13 protein-coding genes and 1 pseudogene are annotated in these 12,858 nt (G+C 60.6%); 9 read left to right on the plus strand and 5 right to left on the minus strand.

Annotation, left to right across the window (positions count from 1 at the left end; translation table 11 throughout):
- The first annotated feature begins 106 nt into the window (after nt 1–106).
- The 6 genes from RVM27_RS14060 (at nt 107) to RVM27_RS14085 (ending at nt 5,721) form a co-directional block, all read left to right on the plus strand.
- Nucleotides 107–1,183: a TRAP transporter substrate-binding protein gene (locus RVM27_RS14060; RefSeq protein ID WP_081139102.1), complete on the plus strand. Its 1,077-nt coding sequence runs from the start codon at nt 107–109 to the stop codon at nt 1,181–1,183.
- 66 nt (nt 1,184–1,249) lie between these two features.
- Nucleotides 1,250–1,876, plus strand: a complete 627-nt coding sequence (locus RVM27_RS14065) for a TRAP transporter small permease (RefSeq protein WP_287807906.1) — start codon at nt 1,250–1,252, stop codon at nt 1,874–1,876.
- Between the two features lie 5 nt (nt 1,877–1,881).
- Entirely contained in the window at nt 1,882–3,162 is a 1,281-nt protein-coding gene (locus tag RVM27_RS14070) for a TRAP transporter large permease (protein ID WP_039176503.1), read from the plus strand.
- A gap of 12 nt (nt 3,163–3,174) precedes the next feature.
- Nucleotides 3,175–3,705: a gluconokinase gene (locus RVM27_RS14075; protein WP_287807904.1), complete on the plus strand. Its 531-nt coding sequence runs from the start codon at nt 3,175–3,177 to the stop codon at nt 3,703–3,705.
- 78 nt (nt 3,706–3,783) lie between these two features.
- Nucleotides 3,784–4,779, plus strand: a complete 996-nt coding sequence (gene gntR, locus RVM27_RS14080) for a gluconate operon transcriptional repressor GntR (protein WP_287807955.1) — start codon at nt 3,784–3,786, stop codon at nt 4,777–4,779.
- Between the two features lie 93 nt (nt 4,780–4,872).
- Nucleotides 4,873–5,721 (plus strand): MOSC domain-containing protein, encoded by an 849-nt coding sequence (locus RVM27_RS14085; protein WP_287807902.1) that lies wholly within the window; start codon nt 4,873–4,875, stop codon nt 5,719–5,721.
- Here the strand turns inward: RVM27_RS14085 and RVM27_RS14090 are convergent.
- Nucleotides 5,675–6,046 (minus strand): annotated as a pseudogene (locus tag RVM27_RS14090) (EamA family transporter); the annotation flags it as partial. The gene RVM27_RS14085 and the pseudogene RVM27_RS14090 sit on opposite strands and share 47 nt — an antisense overlap.
- Here RVM27_RS14090 and RVM27_RS14095 point away from each other — a divergent pair.
- Entirely contained in the window at nt 6,027–6,485 is a 459-nt protein-coding gene (locus RVM27_RS14095) for an OmpA family protein (protein WP_498956870.1), read from the plus strand. The pseudogene RVM27_RS14090 and the gene RVM27_RS14095 sit on opposite strands and share 20 nt — an antisense overlap.
- A 113-nt stretch (nt 6,486–6,598) precedes the next feature.
- Nucleotides 6,599–7,021 (plus strand): OsmC family protein, encoded by a 423-nt coding sequence (locus RVM27_RS14100; RefSeq protein WP_016914574.1) that lies wholly within the window; start codon nt 6,599–6,601, stop codon nt 7,019–7,021.
- A gap of 172 nt (nt 7,022–7,193) precedes the next feature.
- On the opposite strand, the gene RVM27_RS14105 is transcribed toward RVM27_RS14100, so the two are convergent.
- A complete protein-coding gene (locus RVM27_RS14105; protein WP_016914573.1) occupies nt 7,194–7,601 on the minus strand; it encodes a PRC-barrel domain-containing protein in 408 nt (135 codons plus the stop codon).
- Between the two features lie 564 nt (nt 7,602–8,165).
- Nucleotides 8,166–9,527, minus strand: coding sequence for an IS1380 family transposase (locus RVM27_RS14110; RefSeq protein WP_498956871.1), 1,362 nt, complete (start codon nt 9,525–9,527; stop codon nt 8,166–8,168).
- Between the two features lie 208 nt (nt 9,528–9,735).
- Between RVM27_RS14110 and RVM27_RS14115 the strand changes: the two genes are divergently transcribed.
- Nucleotides 9,736–10,698: a L,D-transpeptidase family protein gene (locus RVM27_RS14115; protein WP_287807891.1), complete on the plus strand. Its 963-nt coding sequence runs from the start codon at nt 9,736–9,738 to the stop codon at nt 10,696–10,698.
- A gap of 3 nt (nt 10,699–10,701) precedes the next feature.
- Here RVM27_RS14115 and RVM27_RS14120 read toward each other — a convergent pair whose 3' ends face one another.
- Both RVM27_RS14120 and RVM27_RS14125 read right to left on the minus strand, forming a co-directional pair.
- Nucleotides 10,702–11,328: a response regulator transcription factor gene (locus RVM27_RS14120; RefSeq protein WP_144981724.1), complete on the minus strand. Its 627-nt coding sequence runs from the start codon at nt 11,326–11,328 to the stop codon at nt 10,702–10,704.
- Complete coding sequence (locus RVM27_RS14125; RefSeq protein ID WP_287807889.1) at nt 11,328–12,857, minus strand: PAS domain-containing sensor histidine kinase; 1,530 nt, start codon at nt 12,855–12,857, stop codon at nt 11,328–11,330. Before RVM27_RS14125 ends, RVM27_RS14120 begins: the two co-directional genes overlap by 1 nt.
- Nucleotide 12,858 lies beyond the last annotated feature (1 nt).

Below are 12,858 nucleotides of genomic sequence, written 5' to 3' on the forward strand. Positions count from 1 at the left end.
CGAGCTACCGCATCGCTCGGCAGCCTGGTCATTCAAGCACTGGTCCTTCAAAAACTGGCCATGCACAACCCGGCCACTAACAACAATTCTGCGTGGAGAAACAACGATGACAACGATTTGGCGTAGCACATTGACCCTTTTGGGCGCCACCACTCTGACCTTTGGCATGGCGCATGCACAAGGCCCGGAGCTTTCCGCGCCGCCCGCCATCGAGGGCGAGGTTCTGGCAGACCATGGTAGCCATACGCTGCGCATGGGTATCGGGTTGTCCGAAACCTCCCCGCAGTTCTTGTCCAGCCAATATTTCGGCGAGATTCTGGCACAGCGTACCGATGGTCGGATTACCGTCAATGTCTTCCCCAATAGCCAATTGGGGGATGACGTGCAGATGATGGAGATGCTGCAGACCGGAACGCTGGACATGACTTACCCTTCCAGCTCGGCCACGACCGGCTACGTGCAGGCGCTGTCGGTGTTCGATTTGCCGTTCCTGTTGCCCAGCCGTGAAGCCGCCATTGCCGTCATGCAGAGCGATGCGGCCCAGAACATGCTGGATGCTTTTGAAGGCACTGGCTTGAAAGCGCTGACGTTTTCCGAGAATGGCTACCGCCAGCTGTCGAACAGCGCCCGCCCGGTCGCGACCCCTGACGACGTGGCGGGCCTCAACGTGCGCGGCTTGAGCGTGCGCACCATGCAGAACCCGGTGCATCTGGCCATCTGGGAAGCGCTGGGCGCCAACCCGACGCCCATGGCCTTTGGTGAACTGTTCTCGGCGCTGGAGCAGGGCGTCGTGGATGGCCAGGAGAACCCCTGGAGCACCATCCTGACCTCGAACTTCAACGAAGTGCAGGATTACGGCACGGAAACGCGCCACGTCTATACGCCATTCATCATGATGCTCTCCGAGCGTACCTGGAACCGCATGGCGCCGGAGTATCAGGCACTGGTGCTGGAAGCTGCCCGCCAGTCTGCCGAGTATGAAATTCAGCTCTCGGCCGAATACGACGACTGGTCTCGTGAGCAGTTGGAAGCGCGTGGCATGCAGATCACTCGGTTGGACGATGAGCAGCTGGCCGCTTTCCAGGAAGCCGTTCAGCCCGTCTACACCCAGTGGGCACCGCGTATCGGGGAAGACCTGATTGCTGAAATTCAGCAGATCGTGGCAGACCATACGTCTCAGTAAGCCATTGCCGTGGGTTTTCGGGCAGGCCAGTGGCCTGCCCGATTCGATAGTGCCCCAGGAGCTTTTATGACATCCCCCTCGCATACTCCCCCAGCCGAGCCTGTGCTGGCAACGCCTGACCCGACAGACCCCTCGACCTATCTGGACGACCCTAACCGACGGTGCCTGGAAATCGACACCGATGCGGCTCAGGGGCCCGCCCTGTTTCGCTGGGTCACGCTGGGCATGGAGTATCTGATCGGCGCTATTCTGGTCGCGCTGATCGTCTCGGTATCCAGCAACGTGGTGGGGCGCTCGCTGTTCAATCACTCGCTTCCCTGGGTCGATGAGCTGGCGCGCATGCTGTTCATCTGGCTGGTCTTCATTGGCGCGGCGGCGGCCTTTGCGCGCTATGAGCATATTGCGGTGGATGCATTGGTGCGCCGCCTGCCGCTGCGCCTGGCGCATCTGCTGTATGCGCTTCAGCACCTGATCATCACGGGGCTCATGCTGGTGATGGTGTGGGGCGGGTATCAGGTGCTGTCTCGCTCCAGTGGTCGTTCTGCCATTCTGGGCGTGCCGCTCAGTTGGGTCAGCCTGTCTCTGGTGCTGTGCGTGATCTTCATTGCCGCGGTGTCGCTGTGGCGGCTATGGGTCAGCCTGCGCCTGGTGCTCGTGCTGCGCGACCCATCCACCAATTCTGTGGGGGAGTAACCACTATGTTATGGATTTTTCTGGCGATCCTGTTCGCATCCATCGTGATGGGCCTGCCTATTGCCTTTGGGCTGGGTGTGGCGGCACTGGTCATGGCCATACTGTCGGACATTCCGCTGTCGATCATGATCGAGCAGTCCATCCGGGGCGTGAACAGCTTTCCCCTGCTGGCCATTCCGTTCTTCATTCTGGTGGGCGAAGTGATGAGCCAAGGAGGTATCGCGCGGCGCCTGATGGAACTGGCAGGGGCGCTCGTCGGCTTCATGCGTGGTGGGCTGGGCCAGGTGGCCATCACCGGCTCGATGTTCTTCGGCGGAATCAGTGGCTCGGCGGTGGCGGACACGGCGGCGACCGGCTCCATGATGATTCCTTCCATGAAGCAGCAGGGCTACAGCGCAGCGGATGCCACGGCGATCAATACGGTATCGTCGGTGATCGGTATCATCATCCCGCCCTCCATTCCTTTGATTCTCTACGGTATCGTCACGGAAACCTCGATCAGTCGCCTGTTCATTTCCGGTATCGTCCCGGGGCTGCTGATTGGCGGTGCGCTGATGGTGACGACGTTCCTGCTGGCCTCTCGGCAGGGAGGTGGCGTGCGCCAGTTCCGCTGGGACGTGCTGTGGCAGGCGTTCAAGGCGGCCTGGCTGGCACTGGTGCTGCCGGTGATCGTGATTGGCGGCATCATTGGCGGCGTCTTTACGGCCACGGAAGCGGCCGTGGCGGCGCTGCTCTATTCGCTGGCCATCTCCCTGCTGGTCTATCGGGAATTCAAGCTGGCAGCGCTTGGCGGCATGCTGATTCGCACTGCCCGATTGACCGGCATGGTCATGATGTTGCTGGCGTTTGCCACCGTGATCGCGTGGTTCCTGACCATCAACATGGTGCCCCAGACGCTGGTGCGTCAGGTTCAGGCGATTACCCAGGAGCCTTTTCTGCTGTTGCTGATCGTGGCGGCGTTGCTGTTGCTGGTCGGGTTCGTCATGGATCTCACGCCCGCCATGGTGATCATGGCACCGATGCTGGCGCCCATCGTGACCTCGGTGGGGGTGGACGCGGCTTACTTTGGCGTTCTGATGGCCTTCGTTCTGGGTATCGGGTTGCTGACACCGCCGGTAGGCACCTGCCTGTACGTGGGGTGTGGCGTGGGCAAGGTGTCGATGGAGTCGCTGGTCAAGGCCATGCTGCCGTATTACGCGGCGCTGCTGGTGGTACTGGTGCTGTTGATTGCCTTCCCCGGGATCGTGACATGGTTACCCAACTTGACCGCCGTGCGCGGCAACTGACAGGAGAGCAGTGTGACGAGCACTTCACAGCGTATTCTTGTCATGGGGGTTTCGGGCTCCGGCAAGACTCATATTGGCCAGCAGTTGGCGTCTTCGCTGGGGGCCACGTTCATCGATGGAGATGACCATCACAGTGCCGCGAACGTGGCCAAGATGGCCAGCGGTACGCCGCTGAACGACGACGACCGCCAGGCGTGGCTGGCAACGCTATCGGCCCTGCTGGAAAGCTATCGCACCCGGGATGCCTCGGTAGTGGTTGCCTGCTCCGGGCTCAAACGGCGTTATCGCGACCGCTTGCGGCAGGGCGATGGTGACCTCTGTATCCTCTACCTGGAGGGGAGGCCCGATGTGCTGCGCGAGCGGCTGGCCACTCGCGCCGGCCACTTCTTCAAGGGGGATGACATGCTGGCCAGCCAGTTGGCGGACCTGGAACCGCCGCTGGCCGACGAGGCCGTCACGCTGTCGATTGAGCTGCCGCCTCGCGTGATTGTCGAGCGCTTTTGTGCCACGCTATCCTCGCAGCCGCAGCGCTCGTCAATCTAAAGGAAGGGATAGGCGACGGGTCGCAGGATTCGTTATGGTAAAACCCGTGCCCATCCATGATATCAGGCAGTGACGCCATTGAAGAAAAAACGCCCCACCTTGCAAGACATCGCCGACCGCGTTGGCGCCACCAAAATGACCGTGAGCCGCTGCCTGCGCGACCCGGAAGCGGTCTCGGAAGGGCTGCGCGAGCGTATCTTCAGTGCCGCGGAGCAGATTGGCTACATTCCCAACCGAGCGCCGGATCTGCTGTCGCGGGCCACGAGCCACTCCATTGGCGTGCTGGTTCCTTCCTTGACCAACCAGGTATTTGCCGATGTGATCGTGGGCATCGAAGCGTATACCGAGCCTGCGGGCTATCATCTGATGCTTTCCCACTACGGCTACAGCCCCGAGCTCGAAGAGCGTAGCCTGGCCTCGCTGCTCTCTTATAATGTCGATGGTGTGATTCTTTCGGATCGAGACCATACGCTGCGCAGCTTGCGCATGCTGGAAACCGCGGGTATTCCTATCGTGGAGATCATGGACACCCATCGACCCCCGCTTCAGCAGGCCGTCGGGTACGACAACGTGAGCGCCGCCTACGAAATGGTCAGCGAGATGATCCGGCGTGGCCGCCGCCACATTCTCTATCTGGCCGTGCGTCTCGATGAGCGGACGCGCCAGCGTGAGCAAGGCTATCGACAGGCCATGCAGGCGCATGGGCTATCACCCGTCACCTTGCAGCGTAGCCAGCGCTCCTCTTACACCGTGGGCGCTGCATTGATGCAACAGATTCAGCAGGATTACCCTCAAGCGGATGGGGTGTTCTGCACCAACGATGACGTGGCGGTGGGGGCGTACTTCGAATGCCTGCGCCGAGGAGTTGCCGTCCCCCAACAGATGGCCATTGCCGGTTTTCACGGTCATGATGTGGGGCAGGCCATGACGCCGCGTCTGGCCAGCGTCGTGACCCCTCGCGAAGCCATCGGTGAAAGAGCGGCTCAGGCCCTGCTGGCACGTATTCGTGGCGAAGGGGTGGACCAACCCGTCATTGACCTGGGCTACCGTATCGAAGCAGGCGATACGTTATAGGTAGTCTGTGTGAGCTAATCTGTGTGAGGTAGGCTGTGTGAGGTGGGCTGTGTCCAGTCACCGCTGTTTTTTTATTCTTCAAATGAGGCTGCCGTGAACATCACTCAACTGACGGTCTATCCGGTCAAGTCGCTCAAGGGGATCGATCTGCAACAGAGCGAGCTTTACACCCACGGGTTGGCCTGGGATCGGCGCTGGATGCTGGTCGATGCGCAGCAGCGCTTCGTCACCCAGCGTCAGCTGCCCGCTCTGGCCACCATAGGCGTGGCTCTCGATGAGCGCTCGCTGGTGCTATCGCACCCCTCGATGGCGCCTATCGCCATTTCACTGGATGAGCCGCAAGGTGATCTGCGCCAGGTGACCGTCTGGAACGATCACTGCAAGGCGCGCCCGGAAGGCGAGGAAGTCTCTCGATGGCTGGAGGCTGCCTTGGGGGATACGGCCCGGGGCTTGAGTCTGGTGCGCTTTGCCAGTGATTTTCCACGGCCCGTGGAAGCAGACTTCCTGGCGGGCGACAGCGCGGATACTTTCTTCTCGGACGGCTACCCTTTCCTGGTTACCACCACCGGCTCGCTGGATGCGCTCAATCAGGCGCTGGTGGCTGCTGGGCAATCTCCCATCCCCATGAATCGGTTCCGGCCCAACATCGTGGTGGAGTGTGCCACCGCTTGGGCGGAAGACCGCTGGGCCGGGCTGCGAGTACCCACTGGTGGTATCGAACTCACCCTGCGCAAGCCTTGCCAGCGCTGCAAGATCACCACTGTGGATCAGCAGACCGGTGCGGTCCCTGCCCCAGGCGAGCCACTCAAGACGCTGCTGTCACTCAATACCCAGCCGCATCTGAAAGGCGCTTTTTTTGGCCAGAATGCCACGCTGACCAAGGGGCAGGGCGCGACTATTCGTGTGGGGGACGCCGTAGAGGCATTACCACGCGAGGTTTGAAGCGCAGTAGCCCCGTGGCCACGGCGGTGCCCATCAACGTAATCACCATGCCGAGCACTACCTGCAGCGAGAGCGTTTCTTCCAGCAGCAGATAGCCCCACAGCAGCGCGCTCACCGGCACCAGAAAGGTGACCGTGGACGTGGCGGTGGCCCCGGCCCCGGCGCTGGCCAGCAGTCCGAAATAAAGTAGAAAGGCCGCGGCGGTGCTCAGCACCGCCAGGGCCAAGGCGTTACCCCAGGCCAGCGTGCTGATGGGCTCGCTGGGCCATAGCAGCAGTCCGGGGATCAGCAGCACGAGCGCCGACATGGCGCTGCTGGCGACTGCGCTACCCGAAGGGGGCGTGGAGATTGAAGTGGAGGAGGCGCGAGTCATCGTCAGAATCGCCGAAAATGGCACCTTTGGCTCGGGGACGGCCAACGTGACGCCCGCATTTGCTTCCCTTCTGGTGGAGCACGCCAGCCTCATCAGCGGGTTGACCGGTACGCTATCGGTACATGGGCACACCGATAACGTGCCTATCCGCACGGCGCAGTTTCGCAGCAACTGGGATCTTTCCACCATGCGTGCTGCCTCCGTGGCCAATGTATTGATCGAAGACGGCAATATGGCGCCTGAACGTCTGATCATCCAGGGGGTTGCCGAAACACGACCGGTAGCCAGTAATACGACGGTAGATGGTCGGGCTGCCAACCGGCGTGTGGAACTGCTCATCGATGCCAGTGCGCCTGTCGTTGGCGGCGATGACCAGCGAGTCCTCGGGTGATATCACGCCGTGACATTCGGCAAGCCCCGGAGAAATCAGCTACTCTGAAAAGGCTGAGCGCTATCTTGCGCTCAGTTCGCCATTAGCGAACTACCCTGGGAAAGGAGAACAGAATGGATAGCAAAGCAAGCGCACGTTGGGAAGGTGGTTTGAAGGACGGCCAAGGGCATGTATCCACCGAAAGTGGAGCGCTGGACGCCAACTACTCGTTCAAGCAGCGCTTCGAAGGCGCGCCGGGCACCAATCCAGAAGAGCTGATCGGTGCTGCCCATGCCGGATGCTTCTCCATGGCGCTCTCCATGATTCTTGGCGAAAAAGGCTACACGGCGGAGTCTATCGATACGCAGGCCAGCGTGACGTTGTCACAGGGCTCGAATGGTTTCGATATTTCGAAAATTCATCTTGAAGTAGAAGCTAGCGTGAGCGGAGCGGATGAAGCCGCTTTTAAAGAAGCCGCAGAGACGGCCAAAGCAAATTGCCCTGTTTCAAAAGTATTGAATGCTGAGATTACCATGACCGCAAAGTTAAAAGGTTGATTTAATAACTTGTGTTATGGAAAAGGCGTCAAGTGCTTCTTTTGACTTTTAGTTGAGCTGGCTTTAAAGCTTAATGGAAGTGTTAACTTGGCGCCTTAAAGTATTGCTGTATGGATGCTAAAAGGCCTTGGCAATTGCCAAGGCCTTTTTTAACGCTTACCGTTATCAGCGTTTAGTCACGCTCATACTCTTCGGCAGCTTCCAGTGCATCCTGTGATGCATTGACGCGAATCACGTAGTCATCGCCGTCATCATCTTTCGTCAGTTCCAAAGAGTCCCACTCGACGGCAACGTCTTTCTCGCCCATGCCGAGGAACCCACCGATACCCATGACGACAGCCTGGATCTGACCATCTTCATCGATGACCAGGTCAGAAATGGTACCGATATCCTCATCTTCTTCCACGGTGCTTTTCACGTTGTTGCCGATCAGCGAATCAGCATGGAACGTGTTTTCAGGCTGCGTGGTGAGGTAGGTAGCTTCAGCTGCCACGGTTTCCTGAGCGCTGACCGAGCCAGCGGCAAACATGAAAGCAGGCACCATCAACGTACCGAGGAAAGCAGGTTTGATCATTTTCATGGCTATTGCTCCTTGCGCTTGCATTAGGACAGGGTGTGGTTGCACCGGTGTCTAAACAAATTAACGGTCATGGCTCATCAAACAGTGTGGTTTGATAAAGGCAGTATCTAATTGCCTGGCGCTATTCCTATAGCGCCCACCATTTACGTTACTCCTGAGGCGATTCCTCTCATGCCAACGATTCTATCAATAACCCGTATTACGGGTGGGCTAACAGAAACTGGTATTAAGGAAAAGCAACGTCTTGTCTTGCGCGTCACTGCGTCAAGACACTTATCAAGGTAGACGCTCTATAATGTTTTGCAAGATGAATGGCCATCTTTTTGTCATGGACCTGAATCCGTGAAGCCGGCGCCGACACTTTCCCTATCACCGCCAGCGAGCACTTTTTGATCATTCGCCCCGTGCAAGTTGGCTTTCGCAAGCCCGTTATTGCCAAAACCCACCGTGCTGATCGGTGCTGACGGCCCGTTTTGTCATGCCTTTCCACCCGCCAGGCACGACATATCTGGCGATCGCGTGTCGCTTGGAACTGCTTGTGGATAGAGTGTCGCCGATTGACGGTCAGCATGGCGTTCCTCGTGGATAACGCACTCGGCTCCGCAGCGTCTTGAGCACCGTCATGCGCCCGATATCCTGCCCGAAGTCGAGGATGATCTGCCGTGCCTTGTGAATCACGAGAGCCGCACGGTGCACCAGCTCTTGTAGCACGGTGCGCAGCCGGCGCCGCTTGGCCGGGTGGCGAACCGGGCTCAGCTCGCCGGTCATGCCCAGCTGTCCCATCAGGCGCAGGATGTTGTAGGCCAACTGGGCGAGATGCAGGATCAGATCGTTGGTGGCGAACTTGCCGGACGGCAAGCGCTCCAGGTCGAGATCGGTCTTGATCTCGCTGTGAAACTGCTCATGGGTGGCATGCGCCTGGTAGCGTTTGATCACCGCCTCCGGCGCCTCGTCCAGGCTGGTCCACCAGCCTTCCAACTCATAGTCCGGTTCGAGCAGCAACTGGCCATCGCGATCGGCGGTGCGCTCTACCAGGCGCATCACGCGTTGGACGACGTATTCGGTCTTGTTGTCGTCGTGGATCGAGACGGTCTGCGACCACAGCGCCTGGCGCTTGCCAGGACGCAGCTCTTCCCAGTAGTCCGCCGCCACCGCCAGCCAGGTATCTCGATCAGCCGTGGCCGAGCCACGCGGGTTCCATTTGACGACATAGTCGAGCCGGCGCCCCTCGTCGGCAAAGACCTGGCGTTGCTGTTCGAGAAGCGCCAGGTGCGCCTGGCTGTCGAAGCCGCTGTCCTCGCGTAACAGGATCGGTTGCTTGGTCAAGCATTGGGCGCGAGGCAGTACCCGCTCCAGGAAGGCGTTGCTCTCCTTCATGGTGTGCTGCTTGCCAGGCCGCAGTTCCAGACCCAGGCACCACCCTTCGTTGCCCAGATAGGCGGCGATCGGGGTGTAGCCATCGACCTTCTGGTAGGTCCGCGAGACGCCTTCCTTCTTCGAGTTGCTGTTGTCCATGACGAAGGTGTCGATGTCCAGGCAGACGTGCGTCGTCTCGGCGGTGATCGGTGCTTCGATCAGTGACAGCAGGGTCGTGGACCAGGTGGCGGTGCGCGCCTGCAGGTCGTTGGCGGCAAGTTTCTCCAGCCGCTGTCGCAGCGTCGCCGCGCTCGGCACCTTCTGCAGGGTCAGCAGTTGTTGGAAGGGCTTGTCGCGGCGGAAGTTCTCGACAGCGTCATAGTCGCTCATGCCCAGACACAGCAGGCCCAGGTAGCTCTTGATCACGTCACTGGTGCGCATGCCCAGCGTGGTGGGGAAGCGGCTGTCGATGCTGTCGACGCCAGCGATCTCGAAGCATTGCCCGATGATGGACAGCCCGGCGTGGCTGGTGAGGGTGCGGCGACTGGCGCGGAACTTGACGTTGGGCATGGCACTGTCTGGGTGAATGGCGATAATGGCTATATTGCCATGCAGTTCAGTAGGTTAGAAGCATTCCTGGGGGCCGGTCTCACGGATTCAGGATGGATTGAACTCAAGTATCGGTGTTAAAGAGGTGAGAGCGCCTGCCCATGCGACAGTCTGTCGGATTGACCCACCGGTAGCCAGTCGGCATATTAACCGTAAAAAAGGAGAACCCATGACGACGACGACGCATCACCCTGCCGACCGGCGACTCAAACGCTCTTGTCTAGGCAGCCTGGCGGTCAGTGCCTGGCTGTTGATGACCAGTGCGTTGGCCAGTGCCAGCGAGCTTCCCAAGGGGCACTTTCTGTTGCCCGAAACAGGTAACATGGTCGGCGAGAACTACACGGTCACGGCCAGTAATGAAGATACGCTGCTGGATATCGCCCGGGCTCACAACGTGGGCTACGAGGAGATCCGCATGGCCAACCCGGATGTCAGCATCTGGGTACCCGGCGAAGGTACCGAGGTGAGCATCCCCGGCCAGTTCATCCTGCCTGACGCGCCGCGTACCGGTATCGTGATCAACGTCGCCGAACTGCGCCTCTACTACTACCCCGAGGTGGCGTCTGGCGAGCCAGCCGTGGTCGAGACCTACCCCATCGGCATTGGGCGTGATGCCTTCAACACGCCTCTGGGCATCACCAAGACCACCATGCGACTCGAAAATCCGGCCTGGTATCCGCCGGCATCCATCCGTCGCGAGGCGGCCGAACGGGGCGATCCACCTCCTGCCGTGGTGCCCCCAGGCCCGGATAACCCGTTGGGGCAGTTTGCCATCTTGCTCGATATACCGGGCTATCTGATTCACGGAACCAACCAGCCGGACGGCATCGGCATGCGGGCCAGCCGAGGTTGCATCAGGATGCACGGGGACGACATCGAGTCGATCTTCTGGCGTGTGCCCGTCGGTACCCAGGTCAATATCATCGATGCTCCTATCAAGCTGGGCTGGGGCGAGCAGGGCAATGCTTATATTCAGGCGTTTGCTTCCACCGACGAGCAGGCATTCGGCATGGACACTCTGCTGAACGTGATTGGCCTGATCGAAGAGCATAACGGCCAAGGCAGTGCCAACTACGAGCAGGTCAGCCGCGTGCTCGAAGAAGCCAACGGTCAAATCGTACCTCTCAGCTAATGCTCAGGGCGGTAGCGCAGCCACCAGGCCCAGCGCTACCGCCTGACGCACCCAGTCTGCCACATTGCCCGCCTGCATCGTTTTCATGGCCCTCAGCCGATAGACTTCCACGGTTTTAGGGCTCACCTCCATCTGCTCGGCAATTTCCCGGTTGGTCAACCCATGTGCCACGTGGGCCATGATCTGCTGCTCTTTCGGCTTGAGCGACCTGTAGCGCGCCTTCAGGCTAGCCACTTGCGCCTGTGCCTGATGCCGTTGGCGAGCGTGCTCCAGGGCTCGCTGCACGATTTCGATGATCTGCTGGTGGTTGAAGGGCTTCTCGATGAACTCGAACGCCCCGGCTTTCAGGGCGGCCACCGCCATGGGAACATCGCCGTGGCCGGTCATCATGATGATCGGCAAGGTGTCCTGTTGATCCAACAGCGCCTGCTGTACCTGGAGGCCGCTGAGGCCGGGCATACGAACATCCAGTAGCAGGACGGCTATGTGATCGCGCTGGGCCGCCAGAAACGCGTCTCCACTGGCAAAGGGCTGGGCAGTCAGGCCGACCGACGACAGCAGCCACACCAGGGATTCGCGCAGGGCGGTGTCGTCATCGACCACGGCAATGGTGGAAAGGGGCGGTTCCATCAAGTGTCTGTCTCCGTACGTAGCAGTACCTCAAAACAGGCCCCTTGGGGGCAGTCGCGAAGCGTCAGGGCGCCGCCCATGCTTTCCAGCAGGGTTCGGCTGATGGCCAGGCCCATGCCTAGCCCATCGTCCCGAGTGGTGTAAAAGGCATCGAAGATATGCGGGCGCTGGGTGTCGGGCACGCCTGGCCCTTGGTCTTCAACGCTCAGGGTCAGCTGCCGATGCCCGCTGGGTCGCGCGGTGATCACCACGCCAGGGCGGTCGGGCATGTCGCGGCTGGCGGTCAGCGCATTCAGCAGCAGGTTGACCAGCACCTGCTCCAGGGCGATGGGGTCGCCGTAGACCCTGGGGAGTTCGTCGGGTAGCTGGCGCTGCAAAGGGATTGCAGCCTGCTGATACTGCCACTCGCAGAGCTGGCAGGCCGCCTCGATCACCGGAGCCAGCGCGACCGGATGCACACGATGGCTGCGTTTGCGTACGAAGCTGCGCAGATGCCGCAAACGTTGCGCCAGACGTTCGACCTGCTGGTTGATACGTTCCAGCGGCAGGCGCAGCGCTTCGGCAGAGGGGGCAGGTTGCTGTTGGCACTGCATCAGCGCGCCGCTGGCGTAGTTGGCGATGGCGCCCAGCGGCTGGTTCAACTCGTGGGCAATGTTGGAGGCCAGCTCACCCGCGGCCGCCAGCCGGTTGGCATGGGCAATTTGTTCCTGATGGCGGAGCGCCTGGGCTTCGGCCTGCTTGCGCGCGCTGATATCGCGGTTGATGAGTGCGAAGTGGCCGGGTTCGGCGCCCTGAGCCCGGTGGGCCAACACGACGCTGAGCACGGGCAGCAGGGCATCTGGCGCACGTATCTCCAGCTCGCCGCTCCAGGAACCGTAACGCTCGACGGCAGGAAAGACCACCTGCCGGAGCAGCCGCAGCGACTCGCAGGAGTACACAGTGTCCAGGGGGACTTGCAAGGCCTCGGTGGGTAGCGCCAGGCAGCGCCGAGCGGCTTCGTTGGCGCTGAATACCCGCTGGTCAGGCCCCAGAAACAGCACGTAGTCGGTGGTGGACTCGACCACCTTTGCCAGGCGCTCCCGGGTGGCTTCGGCTTCGATGCGACGCCCCACATCCCGGGAGACGCAGAGAATGTCCAGCAGCTCCCCCGTGTTGGCGTCTCGTCGGGTCCGGCTGGTGGTTTCAAACCACACGTAATGGCCCGCCTTGGCGCGAAAGCGATAGGTCTGCTGGTAGAACCCATCATGGTAATAAACCCGTGGCGACTTGTTGAGCAGCGCGCTCAGGTCGGCGGGATGAAATAGCTGATAAGCCGAGACGCCAATCAACTCCTCGGGCGCGTACCCCAGCAGATCGCGGGCGGCTTGAGAGGCATACAGAAACGTGCCGTCTCGGGCATGCCGAGAGATCAGGTCGGTGGTGCTTTCCGCCAGCCACTGGTAGTGGCGCTTCTCCTCTTCCAGGGCGGCATTGCGCGCCTGCAACGAGGCGATTTCTGCTTGCAGGCGGGCTTCCAGCGGTGTGGTCATG

Source organism: Halomonas sp. KM007, assembly GCF_050709225.1.
In the GTDB taxonomy this organism is placed as follows: domain Bacteria; phylum Pseudomonadota; class Gammaproteobacteria; order Pseudomonadales; family Halomonadaceae; genus Vreelandella; species Vreelandella hamiltonii.

Excerpts from the sequence above, each read along its gene's own strand:
- RVM27_RS14060 (WP_081139102.1), top strand. The coding sequence starts at position 107 with ATGACAACGATTTGGCGTAGCACATTGACCCTTTTGGGCGCCACCACT.
- RVM27_RS14065 (WP_287807906.1), top strand. The coding sequence starts at position 1,250 with ATGACATCCCCCTCGCATACTCCCCCAGCCGAGCCTGTGCTGGCAACG.
- RVM27_RS14070 (WP_039176503.1), top strand. The coding sequence starts at position 1,882 with ATGTTATGGATTTTTCTGGCGATCCTGTTCGCATCCATCGTGATGGGC.
- RVM27_RS14095 (WP_498956870.1), top strand. The coding sequence starts at position 6,027 with ATGGCGCTGCTGGCGACTGCGCTACCCGAAGGGGGCGTGGAGATTGAA.
- RVM27_RS14100 (WP_016914574.1), top strand. The coding sequence starts at position 6,599 with ATGGATAGCAAAGCAAGCGCACGTTGGGAAGGTGGTTTGAAGGACGGC.
- RVM27_RS14105 (WP_016914573.1), bottom strand. The coding sequence starts at position 7,601 with ATGAAAATGATCAAACCTGCTTTCCTCGGTACGTTGATGGTGCCTGCT.
- RVM27_RS14110 (WP_498956871.1), bottom strand. The coding sequence starts at position 9,527 with ATGCCCAACGTCAAGTTCCGCGCCAGTCGCCGCACCCTCACCAGCCAC.
- RVM27_RS14115 (WP_287807891.1), top strand. The coding sequence starts at position 9,736 with ATGACGACGACGACGCATCACCCTGCCGACCGGCGACTCAAACGCTCT.
- RVM27_RS14120 (WP_144981724.1), bottom strand. The coding sequence starts at position 11,328 with ATGGAACCGCCCCTTTCCACCATTGCCGTGGTCGATGACGACACCGCC.
- RVM27_RS14125 (WP_287807889.1), bottom strand. The coding sequence starts at position 12,857 with ATGACCACACCGCTGGAAGCCCGCCTGCAAGCAGAAATCGCCTCGTTG.